The organism is Microbacterium sp. 71-23 (genome assembly GCF_001897265.1).
GTDB classification, from domain to species: domain Bacteria; phylum Actinomycetota; class Actinomycetes; order Actinomycetales; family Microbacteriaceae; genus Microbacterium; species Microbacterium ginsengisoli.
The window spans coordinates 3212-23417 of sequence record NZ_MKSL01000017.1 but is presented as its reverse complement, the minus strand read 5'-3'; the positions used below and the strand labels follow the sequence as shown (position 1 = coordinate 23417).

At 68.9% G+C, this 20206-nt stretch carries 26 protein-coding genes; 1 reads left to right on the top strand and 25 read right to left on the bottom strand.

Features of this window, described 5'->3' with window-relative positions; all coding sequences use genetic code 11:
* Nucleotides 1-71: 71 nt before the first annotated feature.
* From BGO15_RS06695 to BGO15_RS14790, 22 genes are all read right to left on the bottom strand, one after another.
* Nucleotides 72-734 carry a hypothetical protein gene (locus BGO15_RS06695; RefSeq protein WP_056207064.1) on the bottom strand — a complete coding sequence of 221 codons (663 nt, stop codon included), beginning with the start codon at nucleotides 732-734 and terminating at the stop codon, nucleotides 72-74.
* Nucleotides 724-1218 carry a hypothetical protein gene (locus BGO15_RS06690; RefSeq protein ID WP_056207066.1) on the bottom strand — a complete coding sequence of 165 codons (495 nt, stop codon included), beginning with the start codon at nucleotides 1216-1218 and terminating at the stop codon, nucleotides 724-726. The genes BGO15_RS06695 and BGO15_RS06690 overlap by 11 nt, the downstream gene beginning before the upstream one ends.
* 11 nt (nucleotides 1219-1229) lie before the next feature.
* Nucleotides 1230-1961, bottom strand: a complete 732-nt coding sequence (locus BGO15_RS06685) for an immunoglobulin domain-containing protein (RefSeq protein WP_056519915.1) — start codon at nucleotides 1959-1961, stop codon at nucleotides 1230-1232.
* A gap of 52 nt (nucleotides 1962-2013) precedes the next feature.
* Entirely contained in the window at nucleotides 2014-2406 is a 393-nt protein-coding gene (locus tag BGO15_RS06680) for a hypothetical protein (RefSeq protein ID WP_056207070.1), read from the bottom strand.
* A 26-nt stretch (nucleotides 2407-2432) separates the two neighbouring features.
* Nucleotides 2433-2576 carry a hypothetical protein gene (locus tag BGO15_RS06675; RefSeq protein WP_156454817.1) on the bottom strand — a complete coding sequence of 48 codons (144 nt, stop codon included), beginning with the start codon at nucleotides 2574-2576 and terminating at the stop codon, nucleotides 2433-2435.
* A complete protein-coding gene (locus tag BGO15_RS06670; RefSeq protein WP_156454818.1) occupies nucleotides 2573-2941 on the bottom strand; it encodes a hypothetical protein in 369 nt (122 codons plus the stop codon). Before BGO15_RS06670 ends, BGO15_RS06675 begins: the two co-directional genes overlap by 4 nt.
* Nucleotides 2942-2988: 47 nt before the next feature.
* Nucleotides 2989-5553, bottom strand: coding sequence for an immunoglobulin domain-containing protein (locus BGO15_RS06665; protein ID WP_162237868.1), 2565 nt, complete (start codon nucleotides 5551-5553; stop codon nucleotides 2989-2991).
* A 185-nt stretch (nucleotides 5554-5738) separates the two neighbouring features.
* Nucleotides 5739-8066, bottom strand: a complete 2328-nt coding sequence (locus BGO15_RS06660; protein ID WP_056207073.1) for a phage tail tape measure protein — start codon at nucleotides 8064-8066, stop codon at nucleotides 5739-5741.
* A 239-nt stretch (nucleotides 8067-8305) separates the two neighbouring features.
* Complete coding sequence (locus tag BGO15_RS06655) at nucleotides 8306-8644, bottom strand: hypothetical protein (protein WP_056207077.1); 339 nt, start codon at nucleotides 8642-8644, stop codon at nucleotides 8306-8308.
* A gap of 9 nt (nucleotides 8645-8653) precedes the next feature.
* Complete coding sequence (locus tag BGO15_RS06650; protein WP_056207080.1) at nucleotides 8654-9250, bottom strand: hypothetical protein; 597 nt, start codon at nucleotides 9248-9250, stop codon at nucleotides 8654-8656.
* On the bottom strand, nucleotides 9247-10248 hold the full coding sequence (locus BGO15_RS06645; RefSeq protein WP_056207082.1) for a phage tail tube protein: 1002 nt from the start codon (nucleotides 10246-10248) through the stop codon (nucleotides 9247-9249). Before BGO15_RS06645 ends, BGO15_RS06650 begins: the two co-directional genes overlap by 4 nt.
* A complete protein-coding gene (locus BGO15_RS06640; protein WP_056207085.1) occupies nucleotides 10245-10571 on the bottom strand; it encodes a hypothetical protein in 327 nt (108 codons plus the stop codon). Before BGO15_RS06640 ends, BGO15_RS06645 begins: the two co-directional genes overlap by 4 nt.
* A gap of 11 nt (nucleotides 10572-10582) precedes the next feature.
* Nucleotides 10583-11056: a hypothetical protein gene (locus BGO15_RS06635; protein WP_056207087.1), complete on the bottom strand. Its 474-nt coding sequence runs from the start codon at nucleotides 11054-11056 to the stop codon at nucleotides 10583-10585.
* Nucleotides 11053-11403 (bottom strand): head-tail connector protein, encoded by a 351-nt coding sequence (locus BGO15_RS06630; protein WP_056207089.1) that lies wholly within the window; start codon nucleotides 11401-11403, stop codon nucleotides 11053-11055. The genes BGO15_RS06635 and BGO15_RS06630 overlap by 4 nt, the downstream gene beginning before the upstream one ends.
* Before the next feature lie 85 nt (nucleotides 11404-11488).
* Nucleotides 11489-11839, bottom strand: a complete 351-nt coding sequence (locus BGO15_RS06625; protein ID WP_056207090.1) for a hypothetical protein — start codon at nucleotides 11837-11839, stop codon at nucleotides 11489-11491.
* Nucleotides 11836-13110, bottom strand: coding sequence for a phage major capsid protein (locus BGO15_RS06620; protein ID WP_056207092.1), 1275 nt, complete (start codon nucleotides 13108-13110; stop codon nucleotides 11836-11838). Before BGO15_RS06620 ends, BGO15_RS06625 begins: the two co-directional genes overlap by 4 nt.
* On the bottom strand, nucleotides 13107-13799 hold the full coding sequence (locus BGO15_RS06615; RefSeq protein ID WP_082486416.1) for an HK97 family phage prohead protease: 693 nt from the start codon (nucleotides 13797-13799) through the stop codon (nucleotides 13107-13109). Before BGO15_RS06615 ends, BGO15_RS06620 begins: the two co-directional genes overlap by 4 nt.
* On the bottom strand, nucleotides 13799-14956 hold the full coding sequence (locus BGO15_RS06610) for a phage portal protein (protein WP_162237869.1): 1158 nt from the start codon (nucleotides 14954-14956) through the stop codon (nucleotides 13799-13801). The genes BGO15_RS06615 and BGO15_RS06610 overlap by 1 nt, the downstream gene beginning before the upstream one ends.
* A complete protein-coding gene (locus BGO15_RS06605) occupies nucleotides 14953-15132 on the bottom strand; it encodes a hypothetical protein (protein ID WP_056207098.1) in 180 nt (59 codons plus the stop codon). The genes BGO15_RS06610 and BGO15_RS06605 overlap by 4 nt, the downstream gene beginning before the upstream one ends.
* Nucleotides 15129-16622, bottom strand: a complete 1494-nt coding sequence (locus BGO15_RS06600; protein ID WP_156454820.1) for a terminase large subunit domain-containing protein — start codon at nucleotides 16620-16622, stop codon at nucleotides 15129-15131. Before BGO15_RS06600 ends, BGO15_RS06605 begins: the two co-directional genes overlap by 4 nt.
* A complete protein-coding gene (locus BGO15_RS06595) occupies nucleotides 16585-17160 on the bottom strand; it encodes a hypothetical protein (RefSeq protein ID WP_156454821.1) in 576 nt (191 codons plus the stop codon). The genes BGO15_RS06600 and BGO15_RS06595 overlap by 38 nt, the downstream gene beginning before the upstream one ends.
* 296 nt (nucleotides 17161-17456) lie before the next feature.
* Nucleotides 17457-17669 (bottom strand): HNH endonuclease, encoded by a 213-nt coding sequence (locus BGO15_RS14790; protein WP_353743570.1) that lies wholly within the window; start codon nucleotides 17667-17669, stop codon nucleotides 17457-17459.
* 136 nt (nucleotides 17670-17805) lie between these two features.
* Between BGO15_RS14790 and BGO15_RS06590 the strand changes: the two genes are divergently transcribed.
* Nucleotides 17806-18009, top strand: coding sequence for a three-helix bundle dimerization domain-containing protein (locus tag BGO15_RS06590; RefSeq protein ID WP_056208401.1), 204 nt, complete (start codon nucleotides 17806-17808; stop codon nucleotides 18007-18009).
* A 480-nt stretch (nucleotides 18010-18489) separates the two neighbouring features.
* On the opposite strand, the gene BGO15_RS06585 is transcribed toward BGO15_RS06590, so the two are convergent.
* The 3 genes from BGO15_RS06585 to BGO15_RS06575 all read right to left on the bottom strand — a co-directional run.
* Nucleotides 18490-19164 (bottom strand): peptidoglycan-binding protein, encoded by a 675-nt coding sequence (locus tag BGO15_RS06585; protein ID WP_056208396.1) that lies wholly within the window; start codon nucleotides 19162-19164, stop codon nucleotides 18490-18492.
* A complete protein-coding gene (locus tag BGO15_RS06580; RefSeq protein ID WP_268768736.1) occupies nucleotides 19161-19292 on the bottom strand; it encodes a hypothetical protein in 132 nt (43 codons plus the stop codon). The genes BGO15_RS06585 and BGO15_RS06580 overlap by 4 nt, the downstream gene beginning before the upstream one ends.
* 247 nt (nucleotides 19293-19539) lie before the next feature.
* Nucleotides 19540-20206, bottom strand: a 667-nt coding sequence (locus BGO15_RS06575; protein ID WP_286747648.1) for a hypothetical protein, incomplete at its 5' end; no start/stop codon positions are given.

Below are 20206 nucleotides of genomic sequence, written 5' to 3'. Positions count from 1 at the left end.
GGCGCCGGCCGGCGCGACGGGTACAACGACGAAACGCCCCCACCCGCCCGAGGGCGAGTGGGGGCGAGACGTCATGACATGGTGAACGGGGGCAGCTCGGGGAACGCCGCGACGAACGCGGCGCGCAGTGCGGTCGCTCGAGGGATCGAACCGCCGGCCAGGTCGACGAACAGGTGAGCGCTGCCCGTTCCCGCGCCGGTATAGGACGCGTCGAGTTGCACGGTCCACAGCTCGGCGAACCACTCGAGCTTGTTCGATCGACCGAACAGATAGTCGGGGATCGTCGGATACGCGGCGGTCCACAGGGACGCGAACGGCTCACGATCCGTGAGGGGGACGCGGGTCGAGTCGACGTAGATCCCATACGCCTGGTCGACGTGATGCCCGAACTCGTGCACGACGGCCCAGTCTCCGAGCACGCCGATCCGGTGCGACAGCGCCTCGTAGAGCCCGTTCCAGGCGACGAGACTCCCGAGGCCGCTCACCCGTCCAACCTGCTGTCGTGCGGCGGCTCCCGTCAGGACCGATGAGTAGACCGTCGGCGCGCGCAGCGCCGGCACCATCGCGAGACTGAGCTGCATCGGCGCGAACCGGGCGAGGATCTCCGCGGGGATCAGGCCCAGCTTCGCGTTGATCGCCGCGGACGTGTCGCTCGCGGAGATCCGCTTGCCGCCGATCCCGCCCGCCAGCGACAGCGGCCAGATGCCCGGGTGCGTCGCCGGCTCAGACAGCATCCCGCCACCGCCACCAGAGCTGCACGGTCAGATTCTCCGGTTGCGCCGTCGCGCTCGCGAGCACGCGCGTGACGTCCACCGTGATCCGGCTCTGCGGCACGAGTCGCGGCGTGGCGGTGAAGATCCGCGCGGCGGGTGCCGGGTCGTCCTTCCGCATGTGCCACTGGAACGCGGTCGCGGGAAGGCCGGCCGTCCCCACCGGAACATCGTTGACGTTCACGCGCACGTCCACGGTGTTGTTCGGGAGCGCCTCGGTCACCACGCCGAGAAGCGTGGTCGTCAGCGAGAGCCCGAGCAGCTCAACGAGCGGCCCGAACGTCGGGACGGAGATCGCCGCGACACCAGATCGCACCGAGACGGGGCCGGGGAAGAACCAGCTCGAGCACTGGATCTCGGCGCCCGCCGACGTCGCCCCGCCGGGGATGACGGCAGGGTCGAGCTTGCCCGTCGCGGGGTCGATCGACGGCACGAGAACATCGGACATGGCTCCCCCTCTCAATCCACCACGGACAGCGACGCCGCGGAGGACGTCGCCGAACCGGCGGAGTTGGTGAACACGGCGCGGTATCGGCTGCCGTTCTGCGCGTAGGTCAGCGGCGGCGTCGAGTAGCTCGGGGAGGTCGCGCCCGCGATATCCACCCAGGGGCCGGAACCGCTCGCGGATGATTGCCACTGCACCGTCGGTGCGGGCGTGCCCGATGCAGCCGCCGTGAACGTCGCGACGTCGCCCCAGGCGGACCATACGCTCGCCGGCTGCACCGTGACGACCGGGGCGACGCTGGGCGGCTCGGTCGTCCCGCCCAGCACCAGCACCCCCGGGAAGCTCGGGTGCGGTGACACCGACACGCTGCCGCCCGGCCCGCCGACCTGAAGCTCATCCACCCGCGCGGCGAGATCCTGCCACACCGGGCGCGTCTCGGGCGTCATGTCGATCGAGCGCGGGTCGACGTCGGCGAGAGCGGTGAAGTCCACCGTCCCCTCGGTGCCGATGACCTGCACGTACCGTTCCGTGAGGCCTTGCACGCCGACCACCTCGACCCGCCACACACCGGCCGAGAGCACCGCCTGCGCGGCGCCGTTCTGGATCGGCACCGAGAACGGCCGCACCGAGCGAACCTTCCCGCCGGATGCCTCACGCTCGAGCAGCGCGCAGCGCACGGCCGACCCGGCAGGCGAATCCGTTCCGGTGCTCGTGGGATCGACGAACGCGAACTTGACGACGACCATGCCGCCTCCTCTCGTCACAGCGGGCCGGGCGCGCACGCCCGGCCCGCCTCTGTTATTCGGTGGGGTCCGGTTGGAGGAAGATCACGGCGAGGATCGAGGACAGCACCGTGAGCGCCTGCGCGACGTATACGAGCACGAGGTCGCTCACGTCCGGCGTGATCAGACCGAGCGCGACCACAACCGCCGCGGTCGCGACGGCGAGCGCGTAGATCGCCACGCGCCCCGCGGTGAGGAACCAGCCCGCGACCGAGCCCCACGTCAGGTGCGAGAGGGTGAGGACGCTCTGCACCAGCGCCAGGGCGAGCGCGACCCAGTTCAGGATCGGATCGACCTGGGGCGGCGTGAGCGTGCCCGTGAGGAGGAGGAGCGCGGCGACGGCGCCGACCGCGGCGTAGATGCGCTTGCGGCGCGCGGCGGTGAACCACACGCGAAACAGGTTGAGCATGAGAACTCCCTTCGTTCGGTTGCCCGTCACGCGGCGCGCGACAGGATGGATAGGAGCGCCACGGCGAACTCGCCGAGCGCCCACAGATAGGCAGCGCCGGCCGCGACTGCGGCCAGAACGACAGCGCCCCCGCACACGGCGAGGGCGATCAGGACTGCACGGCGACTCACGATCCGCCCCCTTCGATGTGCTCCACGAGCGCCTTATCGACTCGACGCACCGTCGTTTTCAGGGCCGCATTCTGGCGCTTGATGTGATCGACCGTGGCGCGCAGCTCGTTCACGGCCGCCTCCGTCCGCGCGGTCGCGTCCTTCACGCTTCCGCCGCCGTTGTGCTGTAGCTCGTGCTTCACTTCGGCCATGTCATTGGCGAGCGTGCCGATCGTCTCGACGAGGCGGATGAATCCGCCCAGCCACGTGTGCACCGACTTGAGCGACGCCCAGACCTTGTGCCGCGACCGCACCGCGACCGTGAGCGCCGCGATCACGGCAGCGGCCCAGACCACGAACTGCGCCGCCGTGATCCCGTCGAGCACGTCGAGAATCCAGTCGACCATTGGTCCCCCCTCTCATGATCTGTGCGTCACCCGACGTCGTTGAACGCGTGAGTGAGCGCTGTCGTCGTCGCCGACCCGGCCGAATTGGTGAACACGGCGCGGAACCACACCGTCTCGCCGTAGCTGCCCGGGTAGTGCGCCTGCGTTAGCGGGACCGACGTCGCGCCCGCGATGTTCACCCAGCCCGTTGTGCCGTCCGCCGACCTCTGCCACTGCACGCCGGGCGTCGGGCTCCCCGACGCCGCGGCCGTCACCGAGTACGGATCACCCGGATACCCCGACGCGCTGCTGGACGACGGCTGAGCCGTGATCGCGGGAGCGACACCGGCACTCACGGTCACCGTGAGCTTGGCGCTCCGCGACCAGTCATCCCCGGCCGCACCGACCACGTTGCACCGGTACGCCTTGCCCGTGTCCGCGAGCGTGAGCGCGGGGGTTGTGTAGCTCGATCCCGTAGCCCCGGCGATGTTCGACCATCCGCGCCCGTCGTTGCTCTGCCACTGGTAGCCGGTCGCGCTGGTTGCGGTGACTGTGAACGTCGCCGTGTTGCCTTCCGAGCGCGTCGCGTCGGCCGGGTGCGATGTCACCCTCGGCGCCACACCAACGACCTGACGCAGGCCGTAGCGACCCGTCATGCCGTTCTCGACGTTCCGACTCAGCGTGAGCGCGACGGAGGTGATTCGAGCCACGATTCCCGGCACCCGGCCTCGCCAATCGGTGAGACGGATAGGGTCGCCGAGCTGCCACCGTGGATCCGCCGGCACCTCCACGTCGGCGATCGTTACGCGCGGCCGTGCCGTGTCGACGAGCAGCCCGTCGATGAATGACTGCAAGGCGACGGGATCCTGTCGCCACACGCTGTCTTCCATCTGCCAGACACGTTCGCCCCACGTCGCCGCCGCGGCGCCCACCCGGTCGATACCGATCGTCGTCGTGTCGTCCTTCGGGAACGCGTACCCCAGGACGTAGAACGACGGGTCGCCCGCCTTCAGCTCGAACGGCACGGAGATCACACCGTTTGACTCGGTCCACTCTTCCGGCCACACGGCGTAGAGAGTCGACCCAGAGGCGTTCTGGATCGTGAGCCGGTAGCTCCCCATCCCAACCGGCGTGATCCACGCCGTGACGCTCGAGCCCGCATAGCGGCTGGCCCCGTTCTCGTCGAAGCAGAACACTATTCCCGCGGGCACGGAGATCGCCGCGCCCCACGCTGAGAGGACGACGACTCGTTGCGTGTCGGCGAGCACGGGCGAGCTGCCCGATACGATCACCGACGACGTTCCCGGCGGGGCGGCGATCTTCGTGTCCGCCACGAGCGACGGCTTCGGATCGCGCGACTCGCTCCCACGGTCGGACCAGACGCCCACCTGTCGCGAGACGTTCGCGGTGACACGAGTGATCACGGAGTCGATCGAGATCGCCGGGTGCAGGTCGTCGACCAGGTCGACGCCCCACGTTGCGACCGGCGCGGACGACGCCGAGAGGGAGGCGCGGGGCTTGAAGTAGAACCGGCCAGTTTCGGAGTACCCGACCATGCCCAGCTCGGCGCTGGCCACAGCCTTGAGGACGTCCCAGGACGCCGCCCCGTCCACGTCCGGGATCGACACATAGTCGAGCGCGCCCGCGGGGATGTCCGCCTCAGCTGCGAAGCTGGCGAACTCCGGTGAGGGCGCCGCCGCGGGGCTCGTGCCCCAGTAGACGGCGATGCCCTGAATGCCACCCGAGTACCACTCGACTCGGTCAATCGGCCCGGCCGGCGCCGCAGACGACGACCACGACGTGAACGCCTTCACGACACCGTCGATCCAGACTTTCGCCGAGGCGACGGCGGGCGTGATCTCCACGGCGACGTGGCGCCACCCGGCCGTAATTGCGGCCGACGCACGAACCGCGGGCGTGCCTGGGTTGGGGATCGTGGACAGGTACACGTTGCCGCTGTCGATGTTGATGACGTAGACCGAGCCGCTGTCGAGCGCCAGCCGAAGCACTTCGCTCGACATTCCTGCGGTGACGTTCACGAACGCCTCGAGCAGAACGCTCGCGCCGGTCAGGTCGCGCCGCGTGGTGAAGTATCCCCGCACACGCTCCGTCGATGTCGGCGCGACAGAGAACCGCCCCTCCGCCAGCCACGGTCCTGCCGGAACCGAGGCGCCAACGGGCACCGTCCACCCGATGTCAGCGAGCCACCCGCCCACTCCGGGCACACTCAGCTCGCACCGTCCGTCACGCGGCGCCGGGGTTACTCGAATCCCGTTCGCGTGGAGGATCGAGGTAATGACCGCGGCCGAGTTGGTCGGGTGATTCTCGATCGTGCCAGGCGTGTAGCTGCGACTCCATCCACCGAAGGCGCGCAGCCGAACGGGCTTCGTGATCTTGTCCGCGGCGTCCCGACCGGAGAGCACCAGACGCCCGCTCTCCTCAGACGTGTCGAGGTCTGCGACTCGACCGGCGAACACTGGCACGGTGAGCCCGGCGTATCCCGCCGCGCAGGTCATATCCGAGTTGAGCCAGGCGTCCACGTCCGCACCGCGCAGCGGGCTCGGCGCGTTCGCGGCGAAGGCGTCGCCCTCGACCCGCACCGTCGTCGACACGCTGCCGACAACGTCAGATGCCCCATCGGGCATGTCACCGTCGAGACGGCGCTCGACGGTAATCGTTTCCGCCCACCCCGCGGCGGCGCCGAGGTCAACCCCCGGCACCGCCACGGGCGCGGACACAACGACGCCGGAACGCGCGGACAGCGCCGAATCGAACCCAGCCGGCCCAACTTGCATCGTTACCTCCGCTTCCGCTTGTGACGCTCGACCGTCTCGTAGACCGTGCGGCCGTCGAGCTTCAGCACGTTGTGCACGAACGTGTCGCCGTCGTCGCCGCCAAGCCCGTAGTCACCCGCCTGCGACAGCGGCACGACGGCCTCCGGGCCGGCCTCACCGATCAGCGCCAGCGTGGGACCGGTCACCACCCCACCCTCGGCGAGGGCGGGGATACTGAACCGCGGGAACTGGATGTGCCCTCCGCCGAGGAACCAGGGCAGATCAAAGTTGATCTGCCCGAGCGTGTTGTTCCACGTCTCGAGGGTGAAGCGCATCACGTTGAGCAGGACACCGCGCACCAGGTCGGTGAATCCGCGCCAGCCGTCGCCGATCCGGTTCGGGATCTCCGTGAAGAACCGAATGATGTCGCCGACCCGGTCGCCGATCCAGTCGACTCCGTCGCCAATTCCCCCGGTGAACTGGCCCCACCAGTCACCCAGTCCCTGGACCAGGATCTGGAAGCCGAGCGACAGATTCCGCCAGGCATCACCGAGGAACCCGACGAACCCCTCCCACGCCTTCTTGCCGTCCTCGGTCTGGGTGAGCCACTCGACGAACTGCGCCACGAGCGTGGCGATGATCACCACGAGAGCGCCGATGCCGGTCGCTTTGATCGCGGTCCCGAGGCCCGTCATCCCGACGCTGGCAGCGTTCGATCCGGTAGCCAGTCCACCCATGAGTAGGGCCGCAGGCCCGAGCCCGGCGACGAGGCTGACGAGGTCACCACCGAACGCGGACAGGAACGTCGCGACCCCGCCGAGCGGTCCCCCCATGTCGACGAGCCCGCTGAGCCACGACTGAACCCCGCGACGCAGCCCCTCGACCTTGGACGTCGGCCCGTCCTCGATCGCCTTCGCCACTCGATACGCCGCACCGCCGACCTGATCCATGCCCTGCGCGGCGGTGTTGGTGTCGAGCGCGTAGAGCGCGCCTTGCAGATCCTCCGCCTTCGTGCCGAAGAACTGCACGGCGAGCGCGTTGCGCTGCACCGGATCCTCGATCGAGTTGAGCCCGTCGAGCACCATCTGAAGCGCCTTCTTGGCTTCGGGTCCACCGGTCGCGATAGCGTTCGCCGCCCACTCTCCGTTGATCCCGAGGCGTCGGTACGCCTTGCCGAGCGCGGTCGACCGATCGGCAGCGTTCGCGTTCGCGGCGGTCACCTCTGCCGCGGCATCTGCGACGGCCTTCTGTGCCGACGCGAGCGCATCCTGAGCGGCGAGCACGCTGTCCGCCCCGTCCACGCCAGCCGCGTCGGCAGCGGCCTTCTCATCCTTCAGAGACACGACGGCCTTCTGCTGCTGCTCGAGGTTGTACGTCGCCTGCTCGTACGCCAGCTCCGCCTCGGCGCGATCGAGCGACGTCGACCGCGCGTCACGCATGGTCGCATTGAGCTGCTGCTCGGCTCGGTCCTTTGCCAGGGTCGCCGAACGCTCCGAGAGCGCCGCGCCCACGAGCTGATCCGCCATGTCCTTCAGCCGCTGGGATGCCTGCGCGCGCGCTGCGTTCAGACTGTTCTGCGCCGCAAGCTCGCTGCGCTGCGACGTGACCAGCGACTCGCCCGCAGACTTCACCCGCTCGAGCGCCGCCGCCTGCTCGGCCGCGGTTCGCACGACGGGCTCCTGCCCGCGGATCGTGAACTCCTTGAGTGCGTCCGCGAGGAAGTCGCTGTTACGCGCACCCGCGATCATGCCCTGATTGAGGATGCCGAGAGACGACTTCGCGTCCAACCCGAGCTTCGCGAAGAACGGGCTGTATTCCGTGAACGTGTCGAGCAGATCATCGGCCCGGTTCACGGGCGACTGAAGACCGGAAGTGATCACGTCGAGCGCATCCGCGATCGACGGGGCGAGATCGTTTCGCATGATCGCCGCGGCGGCGCCAGCCGTGCGCGACACGTCCTGCTCGAACACGTCGGAGATCACCAGGGCCTTGTTGGCGACGTCCTTCATTTCGCCGTCGCTGAGGCTCCCGAGATTCTGGCGGACGGCAGCGATCGCGTCGTTCACCTGGGCGCGATCGGCGAACCCCTCGGACCACAGATCGCCCGCAAGAGTCCCCTGCTTGCGGGCGTCCTCAGCGAACGTCCCCAGCTCAGCGGCCAGCCGGGCGTTGCTCTGCCCGATGTCCATCGAGTCACCGACGACACTGCCGATCTTCTCCTTCGCCCACGCTGCGGCGATGCCGGCGGCGGCACCGACAGCAACCGTCTTGAAGCCCTCCATCACCTTTCGCGCCTGCTCGTCGCGGGCAACGATGTTGATGACGAAGTCCTTCGCGGACACTGCGCCCACGGCTTACCTCCTCCGGCTCGAGCGGGCGGGCTCGCGTTCGTCGCGTGCCCGCTTCGTTTCCTGCACTTGCTTGTCGCACGACTGCGCGAGCGCGAGCCATGTGCCGTACTCGAGATCGCCGACGTTCGTCGGCGTGATCCCGGGCCAGAACTGCGCGTGAGAGATCGTCAGGATTCGTTTCGCGATCTGACGCTCCACGAACGGCTCGGCGCGCTCGAGCGTGTCCGTGCCGAGGTCGACTACTCGTCGGCCGGCGCGAGCGTTTCGGATTCCGGTCCCGTAGGGTTTGCCTCTGCCTCGTCCTCGCTCTCACGAGGATCGCCGGGCTCGCCGATCATGACTCCGAGGTCACCGGCCGGGCCGTCCAGCATCGCGTTGAAGTCGGGCGTGAACCCCGCGTTTCGTTGAGCGAGGAAGCTCATCGCGGCGAGCGCGAAGATGTCGGCCTCCTTCGCCTGATCCTGAAGCTCGATCACGCCGAGGCCGGTCTGCCGCTGAAGCTCGATCACGTCGCGCGCTCGCGCGTTCCGCAGGGTCACCACTCGCAGCTCGTGCCCGTTCACCTGAATCTTTGCCATGTTCTCTCCTCACGTCTTGTCTGCGATTTGGCGCAGAGCGTCGTCGATCGCCGCGCTCACGCGCCCGGCCATGCGCTCCGCGCCGCGGAACGCAGGCCCCCAGAAATAGGGCTGCCCGGCCTGGTCGTACATGCGTTCGCGGTCACCCCACGCGGGATGCCGGAACCGCCGGGATTGCCAGAACGTCGCGCCCGTCTTGCGGGCGTTCGTCGTGCGAACCGAGATCGCCGTCCGCTTCTCGGTGAGTGTCACGCGGGTCTTGAGCGATTGCTTGATGCCCTCGCGGAGCCCGCTACCTCGACCGGCGTTCTTCACGTCTACCTCCCGATAGACGTTGAACAGACGGAACGCAGCGGTCCCGGTCTTCTTGTTGACGACGAGCCGCCGCCGCTGACCCGCGACCTTCACACCGCGGGGCAGCGGGCCGCTCAGAATGGCCCGCTGCTCCGCAATGATCTCGTCGCCCGAGCGCCGCAGATCGCGGCGCGTGTTTCGAGCCAGTGCGGGGCTGAACTCCTTGATGCGGTCGAACTTCGCCCGAACGTCGTCAGGCTCGAGCGCGACGCGCGGGAGCGCGACGCGCGGGAGCGCAGCCCCGCTGCTCACGGCGCCGTGTCAGTCGACCGGTAGACGATCCAGATCGGCTGCGCTGCGGAGCCGTCGTCGAACGCCTCGAACGGGATCTCCTGGGTGATCGGGTCGCCGCCGTTCGACGTCGGAACCTCGCCGCCCAGCCGCACGGCGGGCAGCACGATCTGGAGCACCGAAACACCGCTCGTGAAGGTGAGCAGCACCGGCAGTGCGGTCTGCGACAGGTACGCGTCGCGGAGCGTGTTGTCGATGTACTCCGCCGTGAGCTTCCCCGTGATCTCGGGTCGGCCAAGCTGCGGCGCACGCGACCGGAGGCCGGCGCCCCCCAGGTTCCATCCGCCCTTGTCGAGATTCCGCTTCAGCGAGAGGTCGAGTCCGGTGATGTTGACGGCGGCGGTCCCGCTCAGGGTCGCCATAGCCGTGTTGGTGGGAGGCGTGAGGGTGCCGCCGATGATGATCGCGCCCTGCACGAAGGTGAAGAGCGTGTCATCGGTCGGATACGACGCTGCCGCCGCCGCGACGAGCGTCGAGAGCTGGCGCATCGTGAGCCCGAACTTCGCCGAGACGTACTCGCCTTCCTTGACCGCCAGGTCGAGGGTGTCGAACACGCATCCGGTGAAGGTGTGGGGGTAGGCGTTGAGCCCGCCGATCACCGGCAGAACTTCCTGCATGGTGTACGACGGAACCGGGTCGGTCGTCGAGAGGGTGTGTACCTGCTGGTACAGCGCGCCCGCGACGAGTGTGGTCGTCTGAGCGCCCATGAGCGCGTTGAGCAGATACCCGAGCCCTCGGGTCGGTGCGTCCAACTCGATCTCAGCGGACCCCTCGAAGCGTGAGATCGAATGGCGACTCGTTCGCGCGACCCCCTTCGTCGGCCGGAGCCCCTTGCCCTTGATCGTCTGGACGTCGTACTTCGCCTTGGCCTCCGTCTCGAAGAACCGCGACACGGTCGCTGCCGTGCCGTAGGTCGTCTCCTTCGCGAGGCCGACCGTGAAGTCAAGCTGCGTGGTCACTTGCTCTCCTCTCCTTCGATGCTCGGCTTCGGCGTACGAGTCGACTTGGTCGGCGTGCTGCCCGGCTCCGCAGCCGGCGCGACATCGACCGAGTCGGGCTCGGCGCCGATCAGGTCGGGCTCGTAGGCCGCAGCGAGCGCGACCTCGACTGCGCTTGCCGCCGACTCCGCCGCGACGTCGATCGGCTCGAAGTTGTCGCGCTGACCGGCGAGGACCGCGGCGACATCTTCGGTCACCTCGAACTCCTCACCCGCCGCAACGACCTTCCCGAGCGCCGGCACGTCCAGCGCGCCGAGCGGGCTGATGTTCTTGAACTTCGCCATGCGTTCTCCTTTCACTGCCCGCGCACTCTGTGCGCGCAGATGAACTCAGCGGCCACCTCGACCTGGAAGCCGCTGTTGTATTCAGTGCCGTCCGAGTCGACGGCGCCAGGCAGGCACCACATCACGGCGCCGCCAAGCTCGGTGTGATCGCCTTCGACGACGTAGGCGGTGATCTTGTTGAGCAGCGCGAACGCGCGCTGGTAAGCCTCGGCGGCACTCCCGTCGTCCTCGCTGTGACCCGCGCGCCACACCGTGATGGAGATCCCGAGCGTGATCGTCTCGTCATAGGACCGTCGCGCGCTTACCGTTTTCGGGTCCGCAGCCCCGCTCGCAGCGGTGAGCTGCACGGAGTCGTCATGAACGATCGGCCACGTCCACCCGGCGTAGATGTCCACTTCAGCCTCGTCGGCAAGCGCCGCTCGAATCGCGGCCTCGAGTCCATCGCGGGCGAGCAGCACACCGGTCCCTGCGTGGATGCCGCTCACGCGTCGTCCCCCGGGTACAGCCGCGGCGGGTACTTCGCGAGCAGACCCTCGATCCACCGCGGGAGGTCGAACCCGATCGCCTCCGAACCATCCTCGCGGGCACTCGGTCCACGCTTCTCCTGTTTCCAGCGAAGCTTCGCGAGCGCACGCGCCGCGAGGATGAAGTCGAGCGGCACGCTCCCGTTGATTTCGTGCCGGGTCGGATCACTCAGCCGGCCCGTCTCACGGTCGACGCGCTGGCACGCCGCACCGATGAACAGCTCCAACTCGGCCCAGTCGTCCTGCCCCTCCTTGTACTGCACGGCCGTTCGCATGTCCTCGGCGTGCAGCGGCCAGTTGTCGGCCATAGCGTCTCCTCTCCGCTGTGCGGGTGCTGGGCCGCACGGCCCAGCACCCGCACTTCGTGTCGCTCCGCCTCGCGGCGGATTCGAGCTATTCGGCCAGAGCCGCGTAGCCGACGGCGACGAGCTGCTCGGCCTCGGCGGCGGGCACCGAGATCGAACCTCCGGCGGGAGGCCACGGCACGCCGTTGCGGGCGCCCGTGATGGTGAGACGCATCGTCACCTTCACGTCGCCCTCCTGCGCCTCCGTGGGCGCGCCGATGTCCTGACCCGCGAGCAGTGCCGCGAGCTTCCGGTCCGACTCGGCAGCTTCCTCGCGCAGACGCGCGATCTCTGCATCCTTGTCGGCCTCGGATTCGGTCCCGGCCGGCGCCTCCACGGTCTGCGCCGGCTGCTCCGTGGTGACCGCTTCGCCCGGCTCGGCGGGCTTACGGGCGGTCACGACGCACCGCCGACGAAGGACTTGACGGCCGAGGCGTCCATGAGCGTGCCGTCCGCGCGGACCTTGCCGCGGAACGCGATCTGGTCGGCACCGAACAGGGCCTGGTCGGAGCGCTCGACGCGCGTCGCGCCGACGAGGCGAACCCAGTACCGCGAGAAGTCGCCGTAGAACAGCGACTTGGAACCGAGCCCGAGCGGGGCGAGGAACGGGTCGCGGAACACCGGGGCGCCGAGGAGCTGCGCGGGAGCACCGGTCTGACCGTTCGGCTCCCAGTAGTAGCGGCCGGTCGAGTCCTTCAGCTTGCGTGCCGCACCGACGGCGCTGTTGGCCGCGACCCAGGATGCGTTCGCCTGGTAGGGCGGGAGCAGCGACTCCTGAAGGTCGATCAGGTTGTCCCACGACGGGGCGCCCAGGACGCCCGTCGCGCCCGTCACGCCGGTCGTCGCGGCAGTCGCGATGCCAGTCGGCTCGGTGCTGCCAGCGCCGGTCGCGAGCTTCTGGCCGAGCAGCACGGCGATGTTCTCGCCGATCAGCCGCGTGACCAGGCCCTCGATGTCGACGAGCGAGTCATCGACCAGTTCGCGGCTGATGCCCCGGTAGTCGCCGTAGCCGTAGGCCTTCAGGGTGACCTGACCGAACGTGGGATCGGTGCCGGCGGGCTGGGTGGCCTCCGGCGCGGTCGACGCGGAACCGAAGCTCGCGAGCCGCGGGAGGATGACGTCGTCACCCTTCTCCGTGGTGAGTACGTAGGCACCCGCCGCGAAGATCCCGGAGAACTGGCGGAGCGGCTCGACGAGCTGGGAGAGGAAGGTCTTCCCCACCGTGTTACCGCCCGCCGCCGCCGTGCCGACGCTCAGCGCGCGGATCTCCGCTGCGAGGGATGCCGGCGTGGCCAGCGGGACGGCCCGGCTGATCGCGCGCGCCTCTTCCGGGGTCGCCGAGTACTCGAGCGGGGAACCCGACGAGCGGAGCGCCGCGCGGAGATCGTCGGCGAACCGCTTCACGTCCGCCGCGGCACCGAAGGCACCGGGGTTTCCGAGCAGGCCGGCCGCGAAGTCGACGGCTCGCTGCTCGAGGTCACGCTGCTGCACGAGCAGGGTGATCCGGTCATCGAAGTCGTTGTAGGCGCGCTCGAGCTTCTCGAACTTCTCCTTCTCGTCGACCGTGAGCGCTCGCTCCTGGGCGATGTCGGCGAGCGGCTTGCCCTCCGTGTGCCAGACGCGGTGCTGCTCGTCGGCAAGCTCCTTGATTCGGGTTGCGATGTTGGTCACTTCCGACCTCCGTTCTTCCCGCGTCCGCGGGATCGAGTTGCAAGGGCGGTGTGCTCCTTGCGGGACAGACGGGCCGCGCTCCGTTCGGTCGCGGCGTTCTCCCAGTCGCCCGGTGCGGGCGGCTGCGGGTGAAGGGCTGCTCGCACTGCGTCGAGGTCGACGCTGCGTTGCAGTTCGGCCGTCGCCGCCCAGTAGGCGGGATCGGCCACGGGTGCGACGTCGATGAGGACGGCTCGCAGGATGCGGCGCACGAGGATGCCGTCGGCGTTCTCGCGCCACTCGACGCCGTCGGGCAGGATGCGGAAGGCGAAGCTCGAGTGCGAGTAGTCGCCGCGCGAGGCCAGCTCGGCCGCATCGCGCCCGGCTGACGTGTTGGGCAGATCCACCGAGTAGGGCAGTCCGATGTCGTCGACTGCGACGCGGAGCGTGCCCGCGTCGGTCGTTCCGAGGAGCAGCCGCGAGTCGTGCTCCGCTCGAGCGATCACACGCGTGTGCACGGCGAGGTCGAGCGGCCCGACCGGGCCGAACGCGGCCGGGTCGATTTCCTCGACCCACCCTCCGAGGTCGCGGGACTGCGAATTGAAAACGGCCCCGTACCCCACGAGGGTGCCGGGGCCGCTGCTGCCTTCCGGCGCGGCTCTCAGTTCTACGGCGTGCTGAAACGCTCGCCGTTCAACGACTTGGGTCATTACCCCTCCTTCTGTGCGATTGCGATCGAGGTCGCGAGCGACTCGGCCGCGCTCTTGGTCGTCGAGTACCACTGCTGCCAGTCCGCGATCTGCTTCGCGGTCGGCGGCTTCTTGCCCTTCGCGCGCCGCGCTTCCTCGAGGAACGTCGTGCCGTTGCGCAGCTCCTCGGTGTCGATCCGCGCCCGCTCGAGCGCACCCGGCTGCTTCAGCACCGTGAGATCGAACGTGATCCGCTGACGAGGGCGAAGGATGGGCTTCAAGCCCGACGCGACGCGGCCGGATACGCCGCCCAGCGTCTCGATCTCGAACAGCTCCTGATCCATTTCGACGTTCGAGTAGGAGCGGCTGGAGCCCGCACGTCCGCCCACCTTCTCGGGCGGCACACCGAAGATGACGGCAACCTCGTTCGCGGTCGCCTGGATGGTGAGGAGGAACTGCGCTTCCTCGGGCGTGACGGTGATCTTCGTGTAGTCCCACTCGCCAGGGAGCGCGACTGGAAGCCCGGACTTCGCGGCTTTCACGAAGTCGTCGCGCGCCTCGACGAGCAGTGCCGGATCCATCCGTGGCGTCTTGGCGGAGAGGATCGCAGGAGGCATCGACGAGCCCTTGAACCAGCGGCGCCCGTACTGCCGCGCGAGTGCGCTCGTCTCGAACGTGGCCGCGAAGTGTTCGATCGGTGACAGGCCGACCACGGAGCCAGGTTGAGTGAACTCGCGGATATGCACGAGATTCCCGCCCTGCTTGACGAGGTCCATCGGACGCCCATTGACGCGATAGACCGGCTTCATGCGGTTCGACTCGTCGACCGTCACCCACTCGTTCGGCAACCACCGGCAGAAGCGGCGTCCGTCATCGACCAGCCCGTAGGCGTTGCCCCGGAGCTTGAGCGCAGCCACGAGAGCGAAGCGCCACTCGAACTCGGACAGGTACGGGTCGGGATCCTCGAGGATCAGGGGCAGGTCGACCATTTCCAGCTCGCCGTTTCGCGGCTCGGTCACGGTGATGGGCGCCTGCGCCCACTCGTCCCCGATGAGGCGGACGGCTCCGTAGACGGCGGGGATCGCGGTCGACGTGCTCGGCGGCGCCTCCCAGTCAGGCCCCCACACATCCGCTCCCGTGATGTCACGCTGCTCGACTTCGCGCGTGAGGACGCTCACCGGTCCCACCACCGTGGGATCGGGTGAGCGATGACGAAGCACCCGAGCCCCGCCACGATCAGCGCGACGGGCGGCGCCCAGAGGGCGATACCCACCACGACGAGCGCGATCCCGATCAGCTCGAACCCGCTCGCGATGCGCTCCTTGCGGCGCTTCTTGGCTTGTTCGTCGTTCATGCAGCCTCCTTCTTGGTAAGCCCGTTCGCGATTCGCAGCGCGGCTAGCGGGTCGTATGCCAGCTCCGGGAGCGTGCGCGTGAGGATCTGCGCGGCGTGGCTGACCGACGTTAATCCCGTGATCGCCCGCATTGACTTGCCGCGAGCCCAACGCCACACGTCGCCGGATACCCTCGTCGCGGCCGACGCGATCTGCTCCTCAAGCTCCTGCTGTCCGAGCTGCCGAATCTGGTCGTTCAACACAAGGTCGAGTAGCGCCGGCCCGCTGATCGCGATGTCCTGCGCGGGTATGGGTTGCGGCTCGAGTCCGGCGTCTCGCATCCGAGGAACGACGAACCCGGCGAACTTGTGCTCGTACCAGATATCGCCGGGATCGGCCGCGTGAATGTCACGCATCCCGACGAGCCCGCGGGAGGGATCTCCGTCGACGAGCCAGTCCGTGCCGAGCCCGTCAGAGATCACCTCGACGTGAATGCGTCCGTCGTCGCGCACTCCCGCGACGGAGATCGAAGCCCACGCCGAGTCAGGCGCAACGTCGAACACGTAGACGAGCTGGTCGTCGGCGATCGTCGAATCGACGTCGCGCGATGCCTCCCACGCTTCGCGCGGGATCTTCCAATCGGACGCGAAGTCGTCGCCCCACTGGCATCCGAAGGCGCGCCGGAACTCCGCCTCGCCCATCGAGTCGGCGAAGCTCTGGATCTTCTCGAGCGTCTGAGTGAACCCGAGCGCCGGCATGCGGCGCCACCACGTCATCGGGTCGTAGGGATCCTCGTCGTCCGCGAAGGAGAACTCCACATACAGCGACCGCGACCGGTCGAGCTGCGTCGGGTCGGCCCGCGCAAGCTCCACACGGCTGCGTCCCTTCGACACCTTCCCCCACAGGAACGGACTCTTCGTCTTGCTCTCGCCCGGCGTGGAGATCCACAGCGACTGCGCGTCATCGACCGCAGCCGTCGCCGGCATGAGCGCCGACTCGAGCCGCGAGTCACGCAGCGCGAAGATCTCATCGCCGACCGTGAGCCCGAGCGTCCCACCGTGGCCCGCGTCCTCCGTCGGCGCGTCAATCGACCACTTCGACCCGTTCGTGAACTTCAGATGCTCCGAGCCGTTGACCATGACGGGGAGGATCTTCCCCGAACGGTTCGGCACGAGCAGGCGCCGCAGCGGCGAACGGTTGATGTGGAAGAAGTGCTCCTCGAGCAGCTTCTCGCGAGCCTTGTCGCGGGTCTGCGCGATGTAGAGCAGGAACTGACGCTCGCCCCACCCGATCATGCGGTGAACGCCCCACGGGATCACGATCGTGCTCTTGCCGCTCTGGCGCATGATCACGACGACGATCTCGCGATACCAGAGCAACCCGGACGCGTCGACCTCGAACGCCACCTCGAACAGGTCGCGCTGCCACGGCATCGGATCCGATCCCATGACCCGCATGACCGCTATCGGCTCGTCAGCGATCGTCTCCCGAGCCGGATTGCGGGGCGTCATCCACCGCGGCTCGGCGTCGGGAACTCCGGCCGGAGCCGAGCGCACCCATGAGCTGCTCAATAGCCTTCGCCTCCCCACTGCTGTTCGGCGCGAGTTTCGCGAGCGAGTCGAGCACCGCGAGAAGGGCCGACGTTGTCGACGCGTAGAAGCGCGCGTTTGCCGGGTCGTCGAGAGCGCGCGCGCCGCGGAACGCGACCTCGCGCCGCAACCTCACCTCCGCGGACGCCTCGCCAGACAGCGCCTCCCGCGCTGCCGCCTCGATCGGGCCGGCCTTGAGTTGCACGGCGATGTCGTCGAGCGCCCGATCTACCTCGGCGTCGGACAGGTCATGTGCAGGGCGCTTGGACGGCTTGCGCGTAGGTGCGTCGCGGGACGCAGGTACGTCCTTCGCGCGCGAGGTACGAGGCGCCTCCCGACCTTCCCGACGACGGCGGTTCTCGCGATAGCGACGATTCGCCTCCGTGTTCGCGTCGGTGCAGGGCGAGCAACGGCATCCCGCCTTGTATCGGCGAACCGTCCCGTGTTTCGGCAGCGGCACAACAACCTCCGATCTTTCATCCGACCTCGGCGGCTCGAAGCGCTCAGCGCCCGCCTGCCGCGTCGAACCCCGCGACAACACACGAGGACCGACTGAGTGCGAAGCGGCGTCAGCCAGTCGCACAACCCTGCACGTACCTACTCCTGGTTGGGAGACGTAGGAGAGAGGGACTTTTGAGCGCGGCGCGGGTGGATCGTGCGAAGGGGGCTGCAAAAACTCGTGATGTTTCCCCGCGGGTGTGCGGGCCGGGCGGGGCTGGTGCGCGGTCGCGGGCAGTCGGTGCGGTCGCGGGCGGGTCAGGTATCGCCGCGTCCGCCCCAGTTGCGTGACCTCATGCCGCGCCGTGCCGGGATGGGGCGGTCACGCCGCCCACTGTTGCATCCGTAACACGCTGGGAGCAGGTTCCACAGATCCCATGTCCCGCCTTGCTTCGCCGGGATCTTGTGGTCAAGGCTCGGCCCGTCAGGATGCCCCCGCCGCAACCCTCGACGAAGCACCTTCCCGCACATGTGGCACTTCGCACCGGGCGGGCACACGATCGCGGTCAGCCGCTTGCGTTCCGACTCTGACAGCTTGGGCGCATAGTGCGGCATCGCGACTCACCGACCCTTCCCCCCGGACCACCCCCGGGCGTAGCCTCGATTCATGTCGAACGTTGTTGACGAGACAGAGCCGCTCGCCGACGTGGTGCGCCGTCTCCACCAGCGATTCCCCGCGATCCCGACCGAGCGGGTTGCGGACGCCGTCATGGCCGCTTACTACCGGTTCGACGGGGCACGCATACGCGACTTCATCCCGGTGCTCGTCGAGCGGGCCGCACGCAACACACTCCTACCCCTGGCGGTGTAGACCGGGCCGCAGTAGCATCGGCACACCGAATCGCCGGTCGAACGGTCCCCACGTTCGGACACCGCCCCACCTCCTCACCCCTAGGGACGTTGGTGGCGGTGTCGCGGCGGACTGGCGCGATCAGCGGCCGACACTGCGAACTCTGGCGGGTCCGCCTGCTGCGACACCAGCGCCTCCGGGCTCGGGCTCATCCGCGGTTGGTCCGGTATCACCGCGAACCCGACGACCCCGGCGAGCGCTGCCGCCGTCGTGCGTGTGAGCGTCATCGCGTCCCCCTCTCGCGCCATGCCTTGCAGCGGTCGGCGTTGCGGCGCATTACCGCGCCGAGCCTCGCGTGGCCCTCCCGTGAGGGCGTGAAGTGTGTAGGCCGACCGTCCGCGCCCCACCCGACCGCCAGCGCCAACCCGTCGCGGTGAAGGTCCGCGAGGGTTGGCACCGGCTCAAGGTCGGGCGGGTCGATGTCGGCGGGTAGGCCGCTGATCAGAACCCCAGCGCGGCCCACGTCTTGGGGCCGGCGACGCCGTCGGGCTCGAGCCCGGCGCGCGTCTGGAACTCGATCAGCGTGCGGTCGGTCGCGTTGCCGAAGTCCTCATCGACGTCCAGGTGCGAGTACAGCGGGTAGTCGCGGTTCAGGCGGCGCTGAAGGTCACCGACCGCGGGACCCTTCGAGCCCTTGCGGATCACGGGACGGCCCGGCACCGGGACGGGCGCGGCCGACGTCAGGCGACCGGCCGCGACACGGCGAATCTCGGGCAGCGGGTCGAGGAACCCGCCGCCGACACGCTGCTGCTCGAGGTGCACGCACGAGCCGACCGTCGCGCCCGAGTTGCCCTCCCACAGGATGATCCCTCCCTGCGCGATCTGCGCACCGACGGGCTGCTGCGACGCCCACGCGCCGTGCGCATACCGGAAGTCGAACAGCATGCCGTCGAGCACGCTGCGGACCACCGTCGAGTAGCCGAAGCCGTGATCGCTGCTCGGGACCGTCTTGGACACGACCACGCCCGCGTGCAGCGCGGGGACAGCGACCGCGCCAGGCGTCACCGAGTGCGAGATGTCCTGGCCGCGATGCTTGCGGCCGTTCTCGCGCGGGGCGCCGAACTGGCCCCCGTTGAGGTTGATGCCGTTCGAGTAGTAGTCCGAGGCGGCGCTCACGCGGTCACCTCGCCGTTACGGGCCTGGTCGTCGGCGTCGCCGAGACTCTCGTCGCCCTCGAGCTGCCATTCGGCGTCGTCGGGTGCGATCTCTGCCGGCTCCGAAGCCGACACGGTCGGATCACTCATCGGTGTGCCCTCCTTGAATGACGAGAGCCCCCGGCGTCGCCGAGGGCTCGTGGATGGTTGTCGCGGGCGGGCGCCGGCCTTGTGGGCTCACGGCGCCCGCCCGCCGCCCTCTCTGTCACGCCGGGCCGACGTGCCGCGCGTTGTCTCTGCGTCCGCGGTTACAGGGCGCGCATGGCGCCACCTCGACCGCGCGCCCTGCGGGCGACTCGTGCGGTCGGCTTATGTCGGGCGAATATCAGCCCGGCGGTTATAGGACCGTGAGCGACTGAAGGTCGAACCCACGCTCGGTGATGTCGAACACGAGGAGCCCCGGATCGGAGTCGTCCCCGGTGAGGTTGCGGAACCAGTCGGACCCGTTGTCGAGCGTCGGCGCCTGAAGCCACCACTTCGCCCGTCCCGTGTACGGATTGCGTCCGGTCGGCATGACCGACAGTGAGTGGAAGTGGCCGGTCACGAGAACGTCGGCGGCGCCCACTGGCTGCCCGCCGTGCTGCTGCCCCCGCCACCACTCGACCGCCCGGCCCGCCCGGTACTGGTTGCCGTGCACGACGCCCAGCACGGTCCCCAGGACATCGAGCGTGACCGCCTCGTCGTGCTGCCCCGGCAGATGCCAGTCGACGTCGAACCCGTGCGCACGCGCGAGGCGCTCGACGTGCCGGTGCACGTGAAGGCCGAAGTCATCGCCCGGTCGACCGAGCTGCCGCTTCCCCGACCGCCACGCGGTGTGATTGGACGGCACGCCGAGCACGTCGACATGCCCATGCCGGCGAAGGATCGACACGAAGTCGAACAGGATCAGGCCGGCCATGTCCATCTGCTGCGCGAGCGAGAGATCGTTCGTGAACGCCGGATTGCCGCCCGACTCGAACCCCTCGAACAGGTCGCCGGCCTCCGCGAGCACCGTGCGCGCCGGC